Below are 20393 nucleotides of genomic sequence, written 5' to 3' on the forward strand. Positions count from 1 at the left end.
ATATCTGACATGCCAACGTGTCATATCAAGTCCGGAGGATGCCCATGAAGCCCAACGCAATGGCAGGCCGCGTCGTCGCGGTGACCGGCGGCGCCCAGGGAATCGGCAGGGAGATCGCCCGTCAGCTGACCGTCGCCGGCGCGAGAGTCGCGATCGGGGACGTCGACGGTGTCGGCGCGCGCGCGACCGCGAAGGAACTCGGCGACAACGCGCTCGGCCTCGACCTCGATGTCACCGACACCGGCTCGTTCACCAAGTTCCTAGAGGCGGTCAAGGAGCACTGGGGCCCCCTGGACGTGCTCGTAAACAATGCAGGCGTGATGTGGGTCGGCGGATTCGAGGAAGAACCCGAGGCCGCGACCCGCCGCCAACTAGACATCAACCTGCACGGCGTCATCCGCGGGGTGAAGCTCGCGGCGCCCGCGATGCGTGACCGCGGCCGCGGCCACATCGTCACCATCGCGTCCGCCGCGTCGAAGCTCTCCCCCGCGGGCGAGGCGACCTACGCGGCCACCAAGCACGGCGTGTTCGGCTACCTCGAGGCCGTGCGGGCGGAGCTCTACCGCAGCGGTATCGAGCTCTCCGTCGTCATGCCGGGGGTCGTCGACACCGAACTGGCGGTGGGCACCGCGCACGGGGCCGCCGCGCTCCTCACCCCGGCCGACGTGGCCAAGGCGGTGGTCGCCGTCATCGAACGCCCGAAGTTCGAGGTCCCGGTCCCCGGCTTCATCGGTCCGCTGGAGCGCTGGGTCAACGTGTTTCCGCAGCCGATCCGGGACTTCCTGCACCGCAAGATGGTTCCCAACCAGATCACCTCCGCCAACCGATCCGTTCGCGCCGGCTACGAATCCCGCGCGGTATCCGACGACAACACTGGAGAAACCCCGTGACGACGACACCGGCATCGACGACCGCCCCCCGGACCATCCCCGAGTTCTCCGGCGTCCACGACGTGTGGCCGCGCGGCGACCGACTCGACGCCGTCCGGGAAGGCGCGAAGAAGTACCGCGAGCGCTTCCTCCAGCAGGGCCAGATCAGGGCGATCAAGAGCTTCGACATCGCCGCCGCGCCCTACCCGGCCCGGTTCGCCTTCCAGGGATACTCCATCAACGCCAACCCGATGATCTCGATCATCAACCGGATGTTCGTCATCCAGTTCGACGGCTTCGACGGCAAACTCAAGACCCTGGTCTGGGAGCCGACCGTCGCCGCGGGCTCCGCCGAGGCGCCGTTCTACAACAAGCTTCAGAAGTTCTCGCAGAAGCTGCACGCGGAGAGCATCTTCGTGAAGTACTACAACGACCCGGAGTCCATCCTTCCCCGCCTCGGGCTGCGTAACGAGGACGTCGACTACATCAGCTTCGACCACCTGCACGTGCAGGACGTCCGGATGATCATGGGAAGCGACACCCCGATCGAGGGCGAGTCCGAGCCGCGCAAGCCGCTGTTCCCGAACGCCAAGCTCCTCGTGCACCGCAAGGAGCTCGGCACCTTCGAGTCGATGCACCCCATGCAGTGGGCGTGGTACGTCGAGAACGGCATGGCGGGCGTGCCAGCCGAACGTCTCGAGGTGTTCGAGGGCGACGTCGAGCTCGGCGTCGGAGTCAGCCTGCTGTGGACGCCGGGGCACACCGACGGCAACCACTCGCTGTGCGTGAACACGCCCGACGGCGTGTGGGTGTCGTCGGAGAACGGGATGGCACCGGACAGCTGGCAGCCGGAGCTGTCCAAGATCCCCGGGGTGAAGCAGCAGGCCCAGTTCTACGGGCGCGAGGTGGTCCTCAACGGGAACACTCTCGAGGATTCCCTCGACCAGTACGACTCGATGGTCAAGGAGAAGACCATGGCCTCGCCTGCCCGGAGGGATCCGCGCTGGCTGCAGGTCATCCCGTCCTCAGAATGCGCGGATTGGAAGCGGCAGTGGCCCGTGATCCCCACCTACAGCCACGGTGGGCTGGACTACGGGACCATCACAGTTCCCGACCGCCCGAATCCCTGACGGCTCGCCCACCGACCTGCACCTCGCGAATCCGCGCAGATAGAGTAGGCGCACCATGACTGCAGCTTCCCGTCCCCCGTTCTACATGACCACGGCGATCGCGTACCCGAACGGCGTCCCGCACGTCGGCCACGCGTACGAGTACATCTCCTCGGACGCCCTCGCGCGCTTCAAGCGTCTCGACGGCTTGGACGTGTTCTTCATGACCGGCACGGACGAGCACGGGCTGAAGATGCAGCAGACCGCGGCCAAGGAGGGCATCCCCGTCCGCGAGCTCGCTGCCAGGAACTCCGACGAGTTCCAGGCACTGGACAAGGTGCTGAACGTCTCCTACGACCGGTTCATCCGGACCACCGACGAGGACCACGAGACCGCCTGCAAGGTGCTCTGGGAGCGGATGGCCGAGGCAGGCGACATCTACCTCGACACCTACGCGGGCTGGTATTCGGTGCGCGACGAGGCGTACCACACCGAGGCCGAGACCGAGTTGCTCGAGGACGGCTCGCGCATCTCGCTGCTGACCGGGACTCCGGTGGTGTGGACCGAGGAGTCCACCTACTTCTTCCGGCTCTCCAACTACCAGGACAAGCTCCTCGCGCTCTACGAGTCGCACCCCGAGTTCATCGCGCCCGACACCCGGCGCAACGAGATCGTCAGCTTCGTCAAGGGCGGCCTCAAGGACCTGTCCATCTCGCGCACCACCTTCGACTGGGGCGTCCCGGTGCCGGGTCACCCCGAACACGTCATGTACGTGTGGGTCGACGCCCTCGCGAACTACCTCACCGGCGCCGGCTACCCGGACACCGACGGCGAGGCCTTCAGCAAGTTCTGGCCTGCAAATCTGCACATCATCGGCAAGGACATCACCCGCTTCCACACGGTGTACTGGCCTGCGTTCCTGATGTCCGCGGGCCTGGAGCTGCCGAAGCGCGTCTTCGTGCACGGGTTCCTGTACAACAAGGGCGAGAAGATGTCGAAGTCGGTCGGCAACGTCGTCGACCCGCTCGAGATGGTCGAGCAGTACGGCCTCGACGCGCTGCGCTTCTTCCTGCTGCGGGAGATCTCCTACGGCCAGGACGGCAATTACAGCCACGAATCCATCGTCACCCGGATGAACGCCGACCTGGCAAACGAACTGGGCAACCTCGCACAGCGTTCGCTGACGATGGTCGCGAAGAACTGCGACGCCCAGGTTCCGACCCCCGGCGAGCTCACCGACGACGACCGCGCGCTGCTGGCCAAGGCCGACGCGCTGCTCGAGACGGTGCGCGCCGACTTCGACAAGCAGGCGCTTCACCAGGCGCTCGAGGCGATCTGGCATGTGCTCGGCGACACCAACCGCTACTTCTCGCAGCAGGAGCCGTGGGTGCTCCGCAAGACGGACCCGGCCCGGATGGCGACGGTTCTCTACGTCACCCTCGAGGTGGTGCGCATCGTCGGAATCCTGGTGCAGCCGGTGATGCCGGACTCCGCGGCGAAGATCCTGGACCTGCTCGGGCAGGATCAGGACGCCCGTGACTTCGCGAGCCTGACCGCGCGGATCGTGGCGGGCTGCCCGCTGCCAGCGCCGTCGCCGGTCTTCCCCCGGTACGTGGAACCCGAAACCGCCTGACTTGACCGACGAAGGCGGGTCCGCCGACGACCGGCCGTCGGCCGAGGCCAGGGCGCTCCTCGCGTCGATCGCGGGCGCGTATGAGCGCGGTTGGCAACCGGCGGACCTGCTACACCTGACTCGCCGCGACGGCGAGTCCCCGCCGACGCTGGCCGCGGCCGTCCTGCTGTTCGAGGCGCGCCAGACCGGCGCGGCACAGCGGGCACCGACGGAGTGGTCCGATCAGCTGCACGCCGTCGCCGAGCAGTACCCGGAGCAGGCCCGGCTCGCGGACCGGCTACCTGTCACCGATCCGAGCGGCGGGCACCTCGCAGGCGCCCTCACCGCCGGCCGGTCGGGCTTCGTGGGCTACCAGCTGGCCGAGCTGGCCGCGGAATGGAACCGGCTGCCGGACTGGATGATTCTCGTGCCGCCGCCGTCGCAGTGGCCCGCCGCAGGCGTGGCCCCATCATCGCAGTGGCCCACCGCAGGCGCGGCCCCATCAGCGCAGCGGCCGGACGATCACGGGGAGCCGATGGCCACCGCCGCGGAACCCGCGGCCACCGCGGATCCCAAGGTACTGGGCAGAATTCGGGGACTGCTCGCCAAGGCAGAGCGCACCGAGTTCACCGAGGAGGCGGAGGCCTTCACTGCGAAGGCGCAGGAACTGATGACGCGTTACGCGATCACCGCCGCCCTGCCGCATTCGCGTACCCACGCTGGCGGGACCGTGGTGCACAGCCGCCGCTTTCATCTCGAGAATCCGTACCTGAAAGAAAAGGTGCATCTGCTGACCGCGATCGGTGATGCGAATCGGGTCCGCACCGTCTTGTTCAGCGACCTCGCCATCGCCACCGCGGTCGGCACCCCGATCGATCTTGCCCAGGTCGACCTGCTGTTCACCTCGCTGCTCGTCCAGTCGGCCCGTTCGCTGCAGTCGGCCGCCGCGGTGGGCCGGAGTGGTTCGCGCACCACCGGTTTCCGCAAAGCCTTCCTGGCCGGGTTCGCCAGCCGGATCGGGCAGCGATTGCACGATGCCGACGCCAGGGCTACCGAGGCGGCGGCCGAGGACGAATCCATCCCGTTGAGCGATCTGCTGCCGGTGCTGGCCACGACATCCGCGGCGGTCGACGCCGAGTTCACCCGACTGTTCCCTGGCACTAGGAAAGCCAAGGCCCGGTCCGTGGACGCCAGGGGCTGGCATGCCGGCCAGGCCGCGGCGGACAACGCCTCGCTCACCCCCGGCGAGCGCGCCATCCGGCGCAAGTAGGGCTCCCATCCCCCGACGTGCGGCGAAGGCATTTGTCGGACCCCCAGTGCACACTGTCGCCATGGGAAATAATCGAACAGATATTCGATCCATGACGCCGCTCGACGCGCTCACCCAGGCGTACGAGCGCGGCTGGCAGCCCGCGGACGTCATCCACGTCACCCAACGCGCACTCGATGCCGCACTGGCCGGCAGCGCGGCGGCGCTGATCCTGCAGGAGTCGCAACGAAGCCGCGCATGGTCACGCGCGCCCCAGCAATGGCTCGATCAACTGCGAACAATCGCGGACGCGCACCCGGGGACGGACCGGAACGCGCCGATCGATCAGGCACACGCCCGGTCGCTCGGGTTCCTGTGGCAGCACCTTGGCCACTGGACCGCGCTGTGCCCGCCACCGTCGGCCTGGCCGGGGCAGCGCAGCGAATCGACGACGCAACCGCCGCGGCAGGCCGATCCGAAGGTGCTGAACAAGATTCGCGGACTGCTGGCGAAGGCCGAGAGCACGGAGTTCACCGAGGAGGCCGAGACCCTCACCGCCAAAGCCCAGGAGTTGATGACTCGATACGCGATCAGCTCCGCACTGCTCGAGGCGCGTGCGCCCGGTTTCGGGGTCACCGTGCACAGCAGGCGAGTCCACCTCGACAACCCCTATGTCAAACAAAAGGCGCTGCTGCTGACCTCGATCGGAAACGCCAATCAGGTTCAGACCCTGTACAACTCGAGAATGGCGACCGCCACGATGGTCGGCTCACCCGTCGATCTCGAGCAGGTCGAGATGCTGTTCACCTCGCTGCTCATCCAGGCCACCCGGGCGATGCACAAGGCAGGCGAGGACGGTTCGCGAACCGCGTCGTTCCGCAAGGCATTCCTGTTCGGCTTCGCCATCCGGATCGGCCAGCGACTGACCGAGGCAGGCAAGGCCGCGACCGCTCGAGCGGTGGTCGACTCCGACGTCCAGTTCGGCGATCTGCTCCCCATCCTCGCGGGGCGCGCGGCGGCAGTGCAGGCCGAAGTCGACCGACTGTTCGGCCCCACGAAGAAGACCTGGGGGCACTCCGCGGTCGATCCGCAGGGCGTGCTGGCGGGACGGACGGCGGCCGATGCCGCGACGCTATCGGCTGGCGGGCAGGCGATCGCGGGGTGAAGCCGTCACAAACGCGTGAGCCCGTGCGCGCCCGCGGCCATCTCGTCGACGACCACCATCAGCATGTCCTGCATCGCGCGCGCGGCGCGCGTCGGCGCCGTGTCGGCCCGGCGCGCCAGGGAGATGGTGCGGCTGAGCTCTGGCGCCGTCAACCGCACCCTGCGCAGTCCTGGCCGATGGGCCGCGACCAGCGAGGGCACCACAGCGACACCGAGACCGCGCTCGACAAACCGCAGCACCCCGTCCATCTCCGCGCCCTCCACCGCAACCCGCGGCGACAACGCGGCCTGCCGAAACGCAGCGTCGGTTGCCGCGCGCAGGTCGTATCCACGGTGAAACATCACGAGGGGTTGGCGCGCGAGTTCGTCGAGGGTCAGCGCCCGGCGTCGGGTGAGCGGAGCCGCGGCGGCCGAGGACACCACGACGAGGTCCTCCCGCAGCAGCGGCGTGACGTCGAGGGCGGCCTCGCCGCGGTCCTCGTTCGAGACGATCAACGCGATGTCGACCAGTCCGCCGGTCAGCGCATCGACGAGCGCGCGCGACCCGCTTTCGTTCAGGTTCAACGCGATTCCCGGGTACGCAGCCAGATAGCGCTCGAGGAGGTCCGCGACGAGGCTGACGCACAGGCTCGGCGGCGCGCCGAGGCGAACCCGGCCGCGCCGCAACCCCGTCAGCTCGGCGACCTCCCGGTGCGCGAGCTCCTCGTCCGCGAGCATCCTGGTCGCCAGCGGCAGCAGCGCCTCCCCCGCAGCGGTCAGTGCGATGTTTCCCCTGGCGCGGTGAAACAGGCTGGCGCCCAGGCTTTTCTCCAGCGCCAGGATCTGTCTGCTCAGTGAGGGTTGCGCCAGGTGAACCTCGCGGGCCGCCTTGGTGAAATGTCCGGTGCGCGCGACGGCGAGGAAGCAGGCCAGCTGGGTGAGCGTCACGTCCATACACTAAACACATCAAAACGACCCGAACAATGCATTGGAGTAATCGGCAGCTGGTCCCTAGCGTCGCTGTCATGACTGAATCGGAATCGGTGTCGGTGATCGGCGGCGGACTGGCCGGGCTCACGGCCGCGATCGCGTGCGCCGAGGCGGGCGCCCGGGTCACCCTGCACGAGGCGCACGCGACGCTCGGCGGCCGGGCCCGCGCGACGGCCGGCCCGTACGTCGCCCACGACGGCGCGCACGTGTTCTACGCGGACGGCCCGCACTGGACGTGGCTCAAGCGGCGCGGATTCGTCGACGACCTGTGCCTGCCGCCGCTGCGGAGCCTCGGACTGCTCGGCTTCCGGTCGGGCGACCGGTTTCGCCGGAAGCCGCCCACGGGAATGCTGCAGGCCCAGCTCATGCCGTGGATCTCCGCCCCAGTCGACACGGACTTCCATTCCTGGGCCACACAGCGTTTCGGCCACCAGGCCGCGACGGCGATGGCGAACTCCGTCGGAGTCGTGACCTACGAAGCGGATACCGGAAGGCTCTCGGCGGCGTTCGTGTGGAATCTGTTTCAACGGATCTACGGACCGAGAATCCCGGGCGTGCGCTGGGTGGTCGGCGGCTGGCAAACGGTCACGGGCCGTATGGCCGACCACGCCCGCAACCTCGGGGTCCGGATCGAACTGGGCTCCCGCGTCGACACGATCCCCAGCGCGCCGACGATCATCGCCACCGAACTGGCCTCCGCCCGAACCCTCCTCGGCGACTCGTCGCTGCACTGGCACAGCGGCCACTGCGTGATGCTCGACCTCGCCGTCCGCGAGGGACGGCGCGACCTGTTCACCGTCGCCGACCTCGACGAGGGCGGATTCCACGAGTGCTACTCGATGCAGGACCGCTCGGTCGCACCGCGGGGCGAGTCCCTGTTCCAGATCGACATGCCGGTGCGCGCAGGCGAATCGATCGGCAAGGCACGCGCCCGCCTGTTCCGCTTCGCCGATCTGACGGTTCCCGACTGGCGCGACCGGGCCACCTGGCAGCGGACCGCAACCGCGAAGGGCAGGACCGGCGCCATCGACATGCCCGGTCAGACCTGGCGCGACCGGCCCGCCATCGATCGAGGCTCGGGCGTGTATCTCGTCGGCGACATGGTCGCCGCGCCCGGGATGCGGGGGGAGATCGCGATCAACAGTGCCCTGCGTGCGGCCGCAGCCGTAACGGCCGAACGGCAGACCACGCGTTTAGCGCGCCCCTGACCGCGCGATTCGGGCGTGCGGGCGACGCCGTGTCAGGCTTGTCGGGTGCGGATCGAGCGGATTGGTGACGGCGGCGACCCGGCAGACGTGGTGCGAGCGCTCGCGCGCCTCGCCGACGACCGCGGCACGCCCGCGCCTGCGGCGCTGATCGGCGACTGGTTCGGCTCCCGGGCCGTGCTGGCCCCGAGCGTGCACACCGCCCCGGTCGGGGTGGAGGGCACCTTCGACCTGTCAGACCGAACGAACGGCACCATCACCGCGACGGTGGGCGGGCCGATGATCGGCGGCGGCTGGATCGGCTACCTCGCCTATCCCGACACCCCGACCAGCGGGGCGAGCTCCGCGCTCCCCGCCGCGGCGGGCGGCTGGACGGACTCGGTGCTGCGGCAGGACCCCGACGGCTGCTGGTGGTACGAGAGCCTGACCGACGACCCCTGCCCCGCGGCGTGGTCGGCCGCGGTGACCGCGCCCGACGCACCCGCGCTGCCGTGGCGGATCGAGTGGACCGCCCCCGACCGCGACGCCCACCGCCGCGGCGTGCAGCAGTGCCTCGAGGCTATCCGGCAGGGCGAGGTGTACCAGGCCTGCGTGTGCACCCAGTTCCGTGGCCGGGCACAGGGAGAACCGTTGCACTTCTTCGCCGACGCCGTGGCCGCCACCCGGCCCGCCCGAGCCGCCTTCGTGCAGGGCGCGTGGGGCGCGGTGGCGTCGCTGTCGCCCGAACTGTTCCTCTCGCGCCACGGCGACCTGCTCCGCTCGAGCCCGATCAAGGGCACGCTGCCCATCGCCGACGATCCGGACCGCCTGCGCGCCTCGGTCAAGGATGTCGCGGAGAACGTGATGATCGTCGACCTGGTGCGCAACGACCTCGGCCGGGTCGCGGTCCCCGGATCGGTCACGGTCACCGATCTGCTCGGCGTCTATCCCGCGCCGGGGGTCTGGCACCTGGTCTCCACGGTCGCCGCGACCGCCGCACCCGGCACCTCCACCGCCGCCCTGCTGGATGCGACGTTCCCGCCCGCGTCGGTCACCGGATGCCCGAAACACCGCGCCCGCCAGCTCCTCTCACAGTGGGAGCCGGATCATCGCGGGGTGTACTGCGGCGCTGTCGGATTCGCGTCACCGGTCGCGGGCACCGAACTGAACGTGGCGATCCGCACCGTCGAGTTCGACCCGAACGGGGCCGCGGTGCTCGGCGTCGGCGGCGGCATCACCATCGACTCCGACCCGGACGCCGAATGGCAGGAGTGCCTGGACAAGGCGTCGAGCATCATGGCGCTCGGCTAGCTCTCACGCCTGCGCGCACGCCTGCTCGCCGGAGCCGGACAGCTCGAAGTCCGCCGCACGCTCCGCCGACAGGGCCGCCGTCGACGAGCAGATTCGACGGATGATCGAGGTGGCGTCGAATTCCCAGATCCGCAGCACGCCCTCCCCGTCTCCGGAGATGGCGGCGTGGGTGCCAGGCAGGAAGGACACCTGCCAGCGCCCCGTGCCGGAGGTGGTGATCGGTCCGCCGACGTTGCGCATCGACTCGCCGTCGGAGACGTCCCACAGCCGCACCGTGCCGTCGTCGCTGCCGCTGATCACGTGCCTGCCGTCCGGGTCGAACGACACCGAGTAGATGGTGCCGGTGTGTCCGCGCAGCGGCGAACCCCTCATGGCAAGCGCTCCGTCGCCCGCCCGGTCCCACAACACGATCGATTGGTCGTCGCCGCCGGTCGCCAGCATCGTCCCGTCCGGACTGAAGGAGACCATGTTGATCCCGTCCTGACCGCTGGCCGGAACCGGGATCGCTCGGGGATTCGCCGCGTCCCGCACGTCCCAGGCGTATATCCCGCCGTCCGCGTCGGCGGCGACCAGATTGCGCCCGTCCGGGCTGAAGGCGGCGGTGCGAACGAGATTGGTCGGACCACCCAGCGGCTCACCCCACGGCACCGGCCGCTCCGGATCGGCCAGGTTCCACAGCCGGACGCTGACGTCGTCCGCACCGATGGCCAGGGTGGACCCGTCCGGACTGAAGGCCAGCTCCCAGGTGAACCTCGTCTGCGTCAGGATCGGTCCGCCGAGCGCACGCGGGTGCTGCGGGTCGCGCACATCCCAAAGCTGCACCTGGCCGCCGGAGGTGGGTGCGGTCGCCATCGCGGCGCCGTCCGGCGCCAGCGCCACCACGTGCGCACCGCCAAGGGGGCGCGGCAGGGCGAGCGCGCTCGCCAGGGACAACCGTCGATCCACCCCGGCCCGCCACAGTCGGATCACCGAGTCGTATCCACCGGTCGCCACCAGTGATCCGTCCCGGCTCGTCGCGGGCTGGGTGAGCGCCGACGCCGAGACGTGGACGGCCGTCGCAGGCAGGGACCACACCCGGACCGTGGAGTCCTGTCCGCCGGTGACGATCGTGCCGCCGTCCGGCGCGAGGGCGAGCGCGGGCACGCCGCCGCCGTTGCCGGTCAGCGCCGGACTCAGCTCGCGCAGCATCCGCGAGGCCGGGTCGAGCGACCACCTCTTCACGGTGCCGTCCCACGACGCGCTCGCCAGCGTCGCGCCGTCGGACGCGAAAGCGATGGTCCACACGCCGCCGGTGTGGGCCTGGATCGGGGCCCCGATCTCACCGACCGCCCGCACGTCGGTGGTGTCGAACACCCGGAGGATCCCGTCGTCGCTGCTGGCAGCGAGGGTCCGCCCGTCGGGCGCGAACGACACCGAATGCACCACGTCGCCGAATCCGGTCAGCACCGACGGCAGCGGGACCGGCGCGGCCGGGTTCGCGATGTCCCACAGCCGGACGCTGCGGTCGTCGCTCGCGGTCGCCAGCACCGCCGAGTCCCCGCGAAACGACACGGTCCGGACCGCGCCCTGATGCGCGGGCAGCACCGTCGACCCGAAGCGCCCGGAGAACGGATCCGAGGTGTCGAACATCGTCACGGTGCCGTCGTCGGTCGGGACGGCCAGGATCCGACCGTCCGGGCTGAACCGGATGTTGTGGACCGCCCTAGACCCCACCCGGGCCCCGTCGAGCAGCGGCCGCGGCGCGGCCCGGTCGGTGACGTCCCAGATGAACACGAGGCCGTCGCCGCTTCCCGCGGCCAGCATCTTGCCGTCCGGGCTGAAGGAGACCGACGCCATGTACTTCTCGGCCCCGCCGAGCGGGCTCCCGATCGGGCGCGGGTCGGTGCGATCGGTGAGGTCCCACAATCGGACGGTACGGTCGTCGCTTGCCGAGGCGATCGTCGAGCCGTCGCGGGAGACCGCGACGCCGTAGACCGGACCCTGATGTCCGCTCAGGACCCGCCCGACCGGGGTCGATTCGGTCGCGATCAGCCGCGAGTACGCGGCGTCGTTGCCCGGCTTCATCTGCCACGCCTCGATCGCCAGTCGTGCGGAGGTCGTCGGATCGGAGTCACGCAGCGAGTCGGTCAGCGCGACCAACTGGCGGAACTGGGCGGCGGAACGATCCGATTCGGCACGCTGCTTCGCCGTCCACGCCATCGACACCGCGACCAATGCGATCACGGTCGACACCACAAGGGCCGCCATCACGGCGCGCCGAATCCAGGTGTCCCGGCGCACGTACCCGGTCGACGTCGCCAGGAACTCCGAAGCCGTCGAGGTCAGGGGCGCGGCCACCTTGGTGGCACCGAGCCCCTCCACGGCGATCCTCGAGGCGTCGTGCTCCGCGACCATGTCGAGCCGGCCACGTTGATAGAGCAGGCTGTGGTTGCGGTCCGCCTGCTCCCAGTTCGCGGCGTCCGCCTCGATCTGCTGACGCAATGCGGTGTAAGAGCGGTCCTCCTGGATCCACTGCTTCAGGCGCGGCCACGCGTCGATCACCGCGTCGTGGATCAACTCGACGCTCTCGGTGTCTGCGACCAGGACTCGGGCCGCGATGAACTGGTCCACCACCTGCCTGCCGGTCACGGTGTCCTCGCCCGCGAACGCCAGCAACTGCGGTAGCGTCCGCCGGATCTTGACGTCGGTGCCCGTGTCCGTGACGTACACCAGATGCACCAGCATCGCCCGGGCCAACACCTTGCCCCGCTCGTCCAGCGCGGCCCAGGTGCGCTCGGCGGTCGCAGCGACGGACCCTCGCACGCCCCCGGTGGCCCGGTAGCTCGCCACGGTGAGCACTCCGCCGCGCCTGCGCTCCCACATCGTGTCGAGGAGATGCGACAGCAGCGGCAGGACCGTTCCGCTGCCCTCGTCCGAGGTGAGCACCCCGAGATCGTGCAGGATGAGGTCGACCAGCCCGGCCTCGAGTTTGAGGCCGATCATCCGGGCCGGCTGCGTGATCACCTCCACCATGTCCTCGCGCGTCAGCGGCGCGAGGACCTTGCTGTGTCGTTCGAGCGCGCGGGCAAGCACCGGCTGGGAGAGCGCCTGCTCGTAGAAGTCGGAGCGCATCGTCGCAACGACGACGGGGGCAGCGTCGGGCGTCTCCTCGGCGCCGACCGTCGTCGCCGCGAGATCGAGAAGTGTGAGGAAGCGGTCCCGCTCGTCGGAATCATCGCACTGGGTGAACAGCTCCTCGATCTGGTCGACGACGATCAGCAGTGGGTTCGACTCCAGCCGCGCGGCGGCCGCGCGGACCGCGGATCGCACGGTCTCCGGCCGGGGATCCTCGATCGCCTCGCGCAACTCCGGAAGCGCCTCACCCATCGCCTGCAGCGGACTCGGTCCCGGGGTGACCACGACCGCCTGGCCGTCGGAGCCTCCGCCGTCCGGTCCGACGCCCGCCAGCTCCGCTACCAGACCGGCCTGCACCAGGGACGACTTTCCGACACCGGAGGCGCCGGTCACGATCACCAGCCCCTGCCCCTGTGCGGCTATGACCGCGTCGACCAGCCCGGGCAGGCTGGCACCCCGGCCGAAGAACAGCCGCGCGTCCTCGGCCCGATACGGCTCGAGCCCCCGGTAGGGGCGAACTCCGGTCACGGGCGCCGCCGTCACCTGGGCGGCCGCCTCGCCACGACCACCGGCACTCGTGTCGCGGGCGCTCGACCACCACGCGAGCCACTGCTTCATCGAGTACAGCCCGGTGACGGGCGGCTGGGTGCCGTGCAGCGCCTGGGCCGCGCGGATGAGGACCACGAGGACCGGGCGGACCGAATCGAACGTCGCGGGGACCCGTTTGCCCGACCGCCAGTCGCTCAGCCGCTGCACCGAGATCTGCCGGTCCGCACCGATGGTCCGCCCGACCGCCGACGCCTCGGAGACGACCTTCTTCAGCGCGGGACCGCCTGCGGTCGCGAACAGCAGGCGCAACTGGTCGGCGAAGTGGAGCCGCGCCTGTTCGTCCGTGTCGCTCCGCTGGCTCCGCGCCTGCAGGTCGGCCGAATCGTCGCCAGACATGTCGATCACCCTAGTTCCCACCGTGAAAAATCCGCTGCGGAAAAGTTCCTCACCCACCGCGAACTGGGACGATACCCGGATAGCGGGGACGGAGGTTTGGGCGGGTCCCAATCTGTGGGCAGAGTTGTCGGTGACGCACGGGGGGCCCTGCATCACCGCGTCGCACCGGCGGGAACTGTGATCTCGTGGGGGGGTTGTTCCCGCCGGTGCGCACGAGGCCCACGGGCCGCGACAACACACGACGGAGTGACCATGAGCAGAATCGCCGCCAAGATCGCATCCACGGTGCCGCCGACCCTCGCCGCCGCACTCGTCCTCGCCTCCGCGGTCGGCCTCATCATGCTGATGGCCGCACCGCCGATGTGACGGTCCGGCACCCGCACGCGCAGCGTGCCGTCCCGCGCCGGACCGCTCAGTCCTGACGCGCCGCCAGCACCGCCTCGTAGACCTCACGCTTGGACACCCCGGCGGTCGCAACCATCGCGCACGCGTCCTTGAGCCGCGCCCCGCCCTCGACGAGGCGCTCCACCTCGCCCACCAGATCCTCCGGCTCCGCCGCGACGAGCCGCGCCGCCTCCAGCACGACGGTGATCTCCCCGCGCGCGCCCTCGATCGCCCACTGCGCCAGCTCGGCGAGGGTGCCGCGACGCACCTCTTCGTAGGTCTTGGTCAGCTCCCGACACACCGCCGCGCGGCGGTCACCGCCGAGCACCTCCACCGCGTCCGCGAGGCAGGCGGCCAGCCTGTGCGGCGCCTCGAAGAACACACACGCCCGCTGCTCGGTGCGCAGCGACTCCAGCCAGGTTCGGCGTTGCCCCTGCTTTCGCGGCGGGAACCCGTCGAAGCAGAAGCGCTCGACGGGCAGGCCCGACAGCGCCAGCGCGGTCGTCACGGCCGACGGACCCGGCAGACAGGTCACCGGCAGATCCTTCTCGACGCACGCGGCCACCAGCCGGTAGCCGGGGTCGCTCACCGACGGCATCCCCGCGTCGGTGACCAGCAGCACGGTCTTGCCGTCGGAGACGTCAGCGACCAGCGCAGGCAGCCGGGCGGTCTCCACCTGGTCGTAGAAGCTGACCACCTTTCCGGTGATCACCACCCCGAGCGCGGCGGCCAGATGCTTGGTGCGGCGGGTGTCCTCCGCCGCGACGACGTCCGCGGTGGCGAGCGCATCCTTCAGGCGTTCGGAGGCGTCACGGACCTCACCCATCGGTGTCGCGGCAAGGACAAGACGACCGTTCATGTCCCACAGCCTACGATCGAGCACGTGACCCAGTTGACCGACGAGCGCGCGACGCCCGCAGTCGACACCCGAATCGTCAGCCCGGCGCCGACCGCGCCAGCCCGGGACCTCGGCCCGACCGACCGGATGCGCGGCTGGGCCGTCACCATCTTCCTCACCACCCTGGCGGCGATCACCCGCTTCGCCATGCTCGGCTATCCCACCGACGCGGGTACCCCGGTGTTCGACGAGAAGCACTACGCGCCGCAGGGCTGGCAGGTGCTCACCGGCGGTGGGCTCGAGGACAACCCCGGCTACGGACTGGTGGTGCACCCGCCGATCGGCAAGCAGCTGATCGCCGTCGGCGAGGCGATCTTCGGGTACAACGGCTGGGGCTGGCGGTTCGCGTCCGCGGTCGCGGGCACCATCCTGGTGCTGCTGGTGGTGCGGATCGTGCGCCGGATGGCCCGCTCCACCCTGGTCGGTGCGATCGCCGGGCTGCTGCTCATCGCCGACGGCGTCACCTTCGTGTCCTCGCGGATCGGGATGCTGGACATCTTCATGGCCGTGTTCGTGGTCGCGGCGTTCGGCTGCCTCGTGGTGGACCGCGACGAGGTGCGCGGGCGGATGGCCCTGGTGTGGGCCGAGGGCCGGATCCACGACAGCCCCTACGGGCCGCGCCTCGGTGTCCGCTGGTGGCGATTCGGTGCGGGAGTGTTGCTCGGGTTGGCGTGCGGCACAAAGTGGTCCGGTGTGTACTTCATCGTCTTCTTCGGCCTCATGAGCGTCGCGTTCGACGTCGCTGCCCGGCGCGCCCACGGGGTCCGCCGGCCGTGGGTCGGCGCAGGGCTGCGGGATGTGGGGCCCGCGCTCTACGCCCTTGTGCTCGTTCCTGTGCTGGTGTACCTGGCGAGCTACTGGTCGTGGTTCGCCTCGGAGACCGGCGTCGACCGGAACGCGGTGGGCACCAAGGTCGGCGTCGGCGGGCAGTTCGCGTTCGTTCCGGACGCGCTGCGCTCGCTCTGGTACTACAGCGGCAACGTGCTCGAATTCCATTCGGGGCTGACCAATTCCGCGGGAAATCAGCACCCGTGGGAGTCGAAGCCGTGGTCGTGGCCGATGGGGCTGCGGCCGATGCTGTACTACTTCGCCGACGGCGACCAGATCTCCGGATGCGGCGCATCGAGCTGCGTCAAGGCGGTCATGTTGATCGGCACGCCTGCGATGTGGTGGCTGGCGCTGCCGATGCTCGCCTGGGCACTGTGGCGCACCCTGGTCTCCAAGGACTGGCGGTACGCGGCCGTGCTCACCGGCTACGGCGCCGGGCTGCTGCCGTGGTTCGTCACCATGGACCGGCAGATGTACTTCTTCTACGCCGTCGCGCTTGCGCCCTTCCTCGTCATGGGACTGGCCCTTGCGCTCGGCGAGATCATCGGACGTGCCCGGTCGTCGGCGGAACGCCGTGGCACCGGCCTGCTCGCGGTCTGCCTCTACGTCGGCCTGGTGATCGCGAACTTCGTCTGGCTCTGGCCGATCCTCACCGCGCTCCCGATCACACCGGAGGCCTGGCAACAGCAGCTGTGGCTGCCGAGCTGGCGCTGACCGACCGTCACGCGTCGGCGCCCGCCCTGCTCCTGCGCTGACGCGGCCGTCGCCGCCGAGCCCCCTTGGCCTCCAAAATCATCGGATCGTGGCACAGGTCTCGATAGAGGGACACGCACAGCCCGATCATCACCACGACGAACGGCGCCGCGGCGATGATGGTCATCGTCTGCAGTCCGTGCAAAGCATCCTCGCCGCCGGTCCACAGCAGCAGGGCCGCGGCCCCGCCGGTGGCCAGGCCCCAGAAGACCACCACCCACCGGCTGGGATCGAGGGTGCCGCGCTGCGAGAGCGATCCCATCACCATCGACGCCGCGTCGGCGCCGGAAACGAAGAAAATCGAGACCAGGAGCATCACCAGGACCGTCGAAATGCCCGCCAGCGGCAGGTTGTCCAGCATCCCGAAGAGCTGGGATTCGGAACTGCCGCGCCCCGCGAGGTCGATGCCGCTGCGCTGCTCGCCGATGGCGGCGCCGCCGAACACCGAGAACCAGACCAGGCTGACCACACTCGGGACCAGGATCACGCCGATCACGAACTCCCGGATCGTGCGGCCACGACTGATGCGGGCCAGGAACATTCCGACGAAGGGGGTCCACGAGATCCACCAGGCCCAGTAGAAGATGGTCCACGAGGACAGCCACTCGGCGGTGTCCGGGTTGCTCGATGCCGCTGTGCGAGCGGACATCTCCGCGATCTCGGCGGCGTACGCGCCGAGGGTGGTCGGAATCAGGTTGAGGATCAGCACCGTCGGCCCGAGCACGAACACGAACACCGCGAGCAACAGCGCCAACACCATGTTGATGTTCGAGAGCCACTGAATTCCCTTGGCCACCCCCGAGACCGCCGACGCGACGAACACCAGCGTCAGCACCGCGACGATCGAGACCAGCAGCAGGGTGCCCGCCTCCTCCATCCAGCCGGCGACCTCGAAGCCCGAGCCGATCTGCAAGGCGCCCAACCCGAGCGAGGCTGCGGTGCCGAACATGGTCGCGAAGATGGCCAGGATGTCGATGACCTTGCCGATCGGGCCCTCCGCGCGGCGGCCGAGCAGCGCGACGAACGCCGAGCTGAAGAGCTGTTTGCGGCCGCGGCGGTAGGTGCCGTAGGCGAGGGCCAACCCCACCACCGCGTAGGTGGACCAGGGATGCAGGCTCCAGTGGAACATGGTGGTCGCCAGCGCGGTCCCGACGCCGCCGTCGGTTCCCGGCGGCGGGGTCACGAAGTGCGCAAGTGGCTCGGCGACGCCGAAGTACATGAGCCCGATGCCCATTCCCGCGCTGAACATCATGGCGATCCAGCTGACGGTGTTGAACTCGGGCTTCTCGCCGTCCTTCCCGAGCGGGATCCGGCCGTACTTGCTCAGCGCCAGCCACACCGAGAACAACACGAATCCGGTGGCGGCGAGGATGAAGAGCCACCCCATGTTGGTCACCAGCCAGTCCAGCACGGACCCGGTGACGGAGTCGAGGCTGTCCGCGCCGATCAGGCCCCAGAGCAGGATCGCGGCGACGATCACGGCCGTGACGCCGAACACGACATAGTCGGTCCGGACGCCGGTCGTGCGCGTCAGGACGCGACCGATGATCTCCTCGTCGGTGCGGTCGGAATCCTGCTCGGGTAGATCGGAATTCGACGCCATGTGCTCCTACGTTGCTTGCCCACTCCGGCAAAAGCAAGCGCGACAGGCGTCGAAGGCCGACCTATCCGAGCAGCTCAGTCCCGCTACGCGGCCGAGGTTGCCGACGATCTGCCGCGGAGGATCCCGTCGACGCTGAGCCGTCCGGCGCCGGTCGCGGCGAGCAACAGCGAGCCGACCCCGAGCGCGACCACCAGCTCGTAGCCGCCTTCGCCGACGAAGATGCCCTTGTCCCAGTGCACGATGGCGAACGCCCCGACCATGTCGAGGAACAGCAGGATCCCGGCGATCGGCGTGGCGATCCCCGCGATGAGTGCGAACCCGCCCACCAGCTCGACGACCGCGGCGACGATCGCGGAGATCTCCGGCAGGGGCGCACCCATGCCGTCGAACGCGACCTGCGTCTTGTCGATGCCGTTGGTGAAGAACTTCTGCCAGCCGTGGGCGACGAAGATGACGCCGATGCCGATTCGGGCGATCAGGATGGCGAGGTCACGGAATGCAGCGGATTTCATGATGGTGTCCTTTTCGATGCGGCGCGACGGACGGGAACACCTCCAACTGTGGCACACCGTAGTTGAAGCGTCAACCATCAGCGCGGCCTCTATGCGGCCCATCTGCCTTGTAGCAGGATCGAGGGAGAAGACCTCGACCCTGCAGGAGGCATCATGAACGTGACGCTGTGGATCATCGCGGGCGTGCTGGCGGCGGTGTACCTCGCCGCGGGCCTTTTCAAACTGGTCATGCCGTACGAGAAGATCACCGCCAACAAGAACCTCGGCTGGGCGAAGGACTTCTCCCCCGGCGCGGTCAAGGCCATCGGGACAGCCGAGGTGCTGGGTGCGGCGGGCCTGATCCTGCCGCAGGCAACGGGCATCGCGGAGGCACTGACCCCATGGGCCGCGGTGGGCCTGGTCCTCGTGCAACTCGGCGCAATGGTGGTCCACGTCCGACGTGGCGAGGCGGCCACCATGCTGCCCGTCAACATCACCCTTGCCGTTCTCGCCGGGATCGTCGCCATCGGACGGTTCGCCGGCTGGGGGTGATCCGATCAGGCCCCGCGCAGCGCGGCTTTGAACAACCGCTCGGCGGTCTCGTCGCCGAGCCCGAGCCCGCGGACCGTCGCGACGTAATCGGTGGCGGCGCGCTGCGCTGCGGCGAGCGACGCGTCGCCGATCGAGGCCACGAAAGACCCCAGCCTGCCCCGCGTCTCGATCGCCCCGAGCTGCTCGAGTTCCCGGTACGCGCGGGCGACGGTGTTCGCCGCCAGCCCCAGTTCCGCGGCGAGGGCCCGCACCGTCGGCAGCTTGGTGCCCGCGATCAGCTCGCCGCGCCGCACTCGGTCGAGGATCTGCAGCCGCAGCTGCTCATACGGCGCGGTGGCCGAATGCGGGTCGATGTCGATGCGCATGAAAAAGGCTAACCCCGCGACGTCGTGGTCACTCGGCGAACGCCTCCGCCACACCGTCGAACCAGGACGACTCCTCGACCAGGCTGCGGCTGCGCCAGCCCTCGGGCGTGCGGACGAGCTCGTGGTTGTACCAGCCGCCGCAGAAGAACTGCCTGTCCTTCTTGACGATCATCGGGTTGAAGAACATCGCCCGGACCCGGGCCAGGTCGCCGTCGAGATCCACGTCGATGTTCGAGACGAAATGCTGTGTCTGCGCGAACAGGTCGAGCATCGTCGCCAGCTGAGAGACGACGAACTCCACGTCGCCGCACGGACCGCCCGCGGTGGAATAGTCGATGTGCGCATCGGGGGTGAACACGGTGCGGTAGAGCGCCCAGTCCTTGGTGTCCACCGCGTGTGCGTAGCGGGTGAACAGGTCCGCTATCTCGATGCGGTCGGAGATCGTCTGCATGTCCATGCCACATACAAGCGCACCGACCAGAGGGCGCGCCGGCGAATGCGACATCGGCCCGCCTGAGCGTCGCCGCGGCCGAACCCGAATGCGCCGGTCCACGGGAAGCGCGGGTCCGGGACAATGGCTCTCATGGCCGACGCGACGATCTACCACAACCAGCGCTGCAGCACCTCGCGCACCGTCCTCAAGCTGATCGAGGAGGCCGGCATCGAGCCGACCATCGTCAAGTACCTCGAGACGCCTCCGTCGCGGGACGGACTGCGCAAGCTGCTCGACGACGCGGGTCTCAAGCCGAGCGAGGCGATCCGCAAGAAGGAAGCCCGCTACAAGGAGCTCGGCCTGGCCGAGGCGAGCGAGGACGAACTGCTCGAGGCCATGGTGGAGAACCCCATCCTGATCGAGCGGCCGATCGTGGTGACCGCCAAGGGCACCGTGCTGGCCCGACCTGCGGAATCGGTGCGCGAGATCCTGTAGGCGCCTTCGGCGCCCGTGCGCGGTTGACGGGTCCGTAGACCCGTCAACCGCGCACGGGCAGCGCA

17 protein-coding genes are annotated in these 20393 nt (G+C 69.5%); 10 read left to right on the top strand and 7 right to left on the bottom strand.

What is annotated here, in order from left to right; translation table 11 throughout:
- Positions 1-44: 44 nt before the first annotated feature.
- From ACFXMV_RS21900 to ACFXMV_RS21920, 5 genes are all read left to right on the top strand, one after another.
- Entirely contained in the window at positions 45-890 is an 846-nt protein-coding gene (locus ACFXMV_RS21900; RefSeq protein ID WP_378498986.1) for an SDR family oxidoreductase, read from the top strand.
- Positions 887-1999: a hypothetical protein gene (locus ACFXMV_RS21905; protein WP_378498985.1), complete on the top strand. Its 1113-nt coding sequence runs from the start codon at positions 887-889 to the stop codon at positions 1997-1999. The genes ACFXMV_RS21900 and ACFXMV_RS21905 overlap by 4 nt, the downstream gene beginning before the upstream one ends.
- Before the next feature lie 55 nt (positions 2000-2054).
- Positions 2055-3611 (top strand): methionine--tRNA ligase, encoded by a 1557-nt coding sequence (metG, locus tag ACFXMV_RS21910; RefSeq protein ID WP_378498984.1) that lies wholly within the window; start codon positions 2055-2057, stop codon positions 3609-3611.
- 1 nt (position 3612) lies between these two features.
- A complete protein-coding gene (locus ACFXMV_RS21915) occupies positions 3613-4860 on the top strand; it encodes a DUF2786 domain-containing protein (RefSeq protein WP_378498983.1) in 1248 nt (415 codons plus the stop codon).
- Between the two features lie 91 nt (positions 4861-4951).
- Positions 4952-6004 (top strand): DUF2786 domain-containing protein, encoded by a 1053-nt coding sequence (locus tag ACFXMV_RS21920; RefSeq protein ID WP_378498982.1) that lies wholly within the window; start codon positions 4952-4954, stop codon positions 6002-6004.
- A 5-nt stretch (positions 6005-6009) separates the two neighbouring features.
- Here the strand turns inward: ACFXMV_RS21920 and ACFXMV_RS21925 are convergent, their stop codons facing one another.
- Positions 6010-6936, bottom strand: coding sequence for a LysR family transcriptional regulator (locus ACFXMV_RS21925; protein ID WP_378498981.1), 927 nt, complete (start codon positions 6934-6936; stop codon positions 6010-6012).
- 71 nt (positions 6937-7007) lie between these two features.
- Between ACFXMV_RS21925 and ACFXMV_RS21930 the strand changes: the two genes are divergently transcribed.
- Entirely contained in the window at positions 7008-8180 is a 1173-nt protein-coding gene (locus tag ACFXMV_RS21930; RefSeq protein ID WP_378503600.1) for an FAD-dependent oxidoreductase, read from the top strand.
- Positions 8181-8225: 45 nt separating this feature from the next.
- A complete protein-coding gene (locus ACFXMV_RS21935) occupies positions 8226-9467 on the top strand; it encodes an aminodeoxychorismate synthase component I (protein WP_378499362.1) in 1242 nt (413 codons plus the stop codon).
- 3 nt (positions 9468-9470) lie between these two features.
- Here ACFXMV_RS21935 and ACFXMV_RS21940 read toward each other — a convergent pair whose 3' ends face one another.
- Positions 9471-13526, bottom strand: coding sequence for a WD40 repeat domain-containing protein (locus tag ACFXMV_RS21940; protein WP_378499363.1), 4056 nt, complete (start codon positions 13524-13526; stop codon positions 9471-9473).
- Between the two features lie 412 nt (positions 13527-13938).
- Positions 13939-14769, bottom strand: coding sequence for a 16S rRNA (cytidine(1402)-2'-O)-methyltransferase (rsmI, locus tag ACFXMV_RS21945; RefSeq protein WP_378499364.1), 831 nt, complete (start codon positions 14767-14769; stop codon positions 13939-13941).
- A 72-nt stretch (positions 14770-14841) separates the two neighbouring features.
- Here rsmI and ACFXMV_RS21950 point away from each other — a divergent pair, with 72 nt between their 5' ends.
- Positions 14842-16350, top strand: coding sequence for a dolichyl-phosphate-mannose--protein mannosyltransferase (locus ACFXMV_RS21950; RefSeq protein WP_378499371.1), 1509 nt, complete (start codon positions 14842-14844; stop codon positions 16348-16350).
- Between the two features lie 7 nt (positions 16351-16357).
- On the opposite strand, the gene ACFXMV_RS21955 is transcribed toward ACFXMV_RS21950, so the two are convergent.
- Entirely contained in the window at positions 16358-17992 is a 1635-nt protein-coding gene (locus tag ACFXMV_RS21955; protein WP_378499365.1) for a BCCT family transporter, read from the bottom strand.
- Positions 17993-18075: 83 nt separating this feature from the next.
- A complete protein-coding gene (locus ACFXMV_RS21960; RefSeq protein WP_378499366.1) occupies positions 18076-18504 on the bottom strand; it encodes a DoxX family protein in 429 nt (142 codons plus the stop codon).
- 153 nt (positions 18505-18657) lie between these two features.
- Here ACFXMV_RS21960 and ACFXMV_RS21965 point away from each other — a divergent pair, with 153 nt between their 5' ends.
- On the top strand, positions 18658-19035 hold the full coding sequence (locus tag ACFXMV_RS21965; RefSeq protein WP_378499367.1) for a DoxX family protein: 378 nt from the start codon (positions 18658-18660) through the stop codon (positions 19033-19035).
- 5 nt (positions 19036-19040) lie between these two features.
- Here ACFXMV_RS21965 and ACFXMV_RS21970 read toward each other — a convergent pair whose 3' ends face one another.
- Together ACFXMV_RS21970 and ACFXMV_RS21975 are read right to left on the bottom strand one after the other, a co-directional pair.
- Positions 19041-19400, bottom strand: a complete 360-nt coding sequence (locus ACFXMV_RS21970) for a GntR family transcriptional regulator (protein ID WP_378499368.1) — start codon at positions 19398-19400, stop codon at positions 19041-19043.
- Between the two features lie 28 nt (positions 19401-19428).
- The gene (locus ACFXMV_RS21975) at positions 19429-19857 is read right to left on the bottom strand and encodes a nuclear transport factor 2 family protein (RefSeq protein ID WP_378499369.1); all 429 of its coding nucleotides are present in this window, start codon (positions 19855-19857) and stop codon (positions 19429-19431) included.
- Positions 19858-19974: 117 nt separating this feature from the next.
- On the opposite strand from ACFXMV_RS21975, the gene arsC reads away from it, so the two are divergent.
- The gene (gene arsC / locus ACFXMV_RS21980) at positions 19975-20328 is read left to right on the top strand and encodes an arsenate reductase (glutaredoxin) (protein ID WP_378499370.1); all 354 of its coding nucleotides are present in this window, start codon (positions 19975-19977) and stop codon (positions 20326-20328) included.
- Positions 20329-20393 lie beyond the last annotated feature (65 nt).

This window comes from Rhodococcus sp. NPDC059179 (genome assembly GCF_042754885.1).
Classification (GTDB): Bacteria; Actinomycetota; Actinomycetes; order Mycobacteriales; family Mycobacteriaceae; genus Rhodococcus_G.

Coding starts and splice junctions, on each gene's coding strand:
- ACFXMV_RS21955 (WP_378499365.1), bottom strand. CDS start 17,992: ATGGCGTCGAATTCCGATCTACCCGAGCAGGATTCCGACCGCACCGAC.
- arsC (WP_378499370.1), top strand. CDS start 19,975: ATGGCTCTCATGGCCGACGCGACGATCTACCACAACCAGCGCTGCAGC.
- ACFXMV_RS21925 (WP_378498981.1), bottom strand. CDS start 6,936: ATGGACGTGACGCTCACCCAGCTGGCCTGCTTCCTCGCCGTCGCGCGC.
- ACFXMV_RS21960 (WP_378499366.1), bottom strand. CDS start 18,504: ATGAAATCCGCTGCATTCCGTGACCTCGCCATCCTGATCGCCCGAATC.
- ACFXMV_RS21975 (WP_378499369.1), bottom strand. CDS start 19,857: ATGGACATGCAGACGATCTCCGACCGCATCGAGATAGCGGACCTGTTC.
- ACFXMV_RS21930 (WP_378503600.1), top strand. CDS start 7,008: ATGACTGAATCGGAATCGGTGTCGGTGATCGGCGGCGGACTGGCCGGG.
- ACFXMV_RS21940 (WP_378499363.1), bottom strand. CDS start 13,526: ATGTCTGGCGACGATTCGGCCGACCTGCAGGCGCGGAGCCAGCGGAGC.
- rsmI (WP_378499364.1), bottom strand. CDS start 14,769: ATGAACGGTCGTCTTGTCCTTGCCGCGACACCGATGGGTGAGGTCCGT.
- ACFXMV_RS21965 (WP_378499367.1), top strand. CDS start 18,658: ATGAACGTGACGCTGTGGATCATCGCGGGCGTGCTGGCGGCGGTGTAC.
- metG (WP_378498984.1), top strand. CDS start 2,055: ATGACTGCAGCTTCCCGTCCCCCGTTCTACATGACCACGGCGATCGCG.
- ACFXMV_RS21920 (WP_378498982.1), top strand. CDS start 4,952: ATGACGCCGCTCGACGCGCTCACCCAGGCGTACGAGCGCGGCTGGCAG.
- ACFXMV_RS21970 (WP_378499368.1), bottom strand. CDS start 19,400: ATGCGCATCGACATCGACCCGCATTCGGCCACCGCGCCGTATGAGCAG.
- ACFXMV_RS21900 (WP_378498986.1), top strand. CDS start 45: ATGAAGCCCAACGCAATGGCAGGCCGCGTCGTCGCGGTGACCGGCGGC.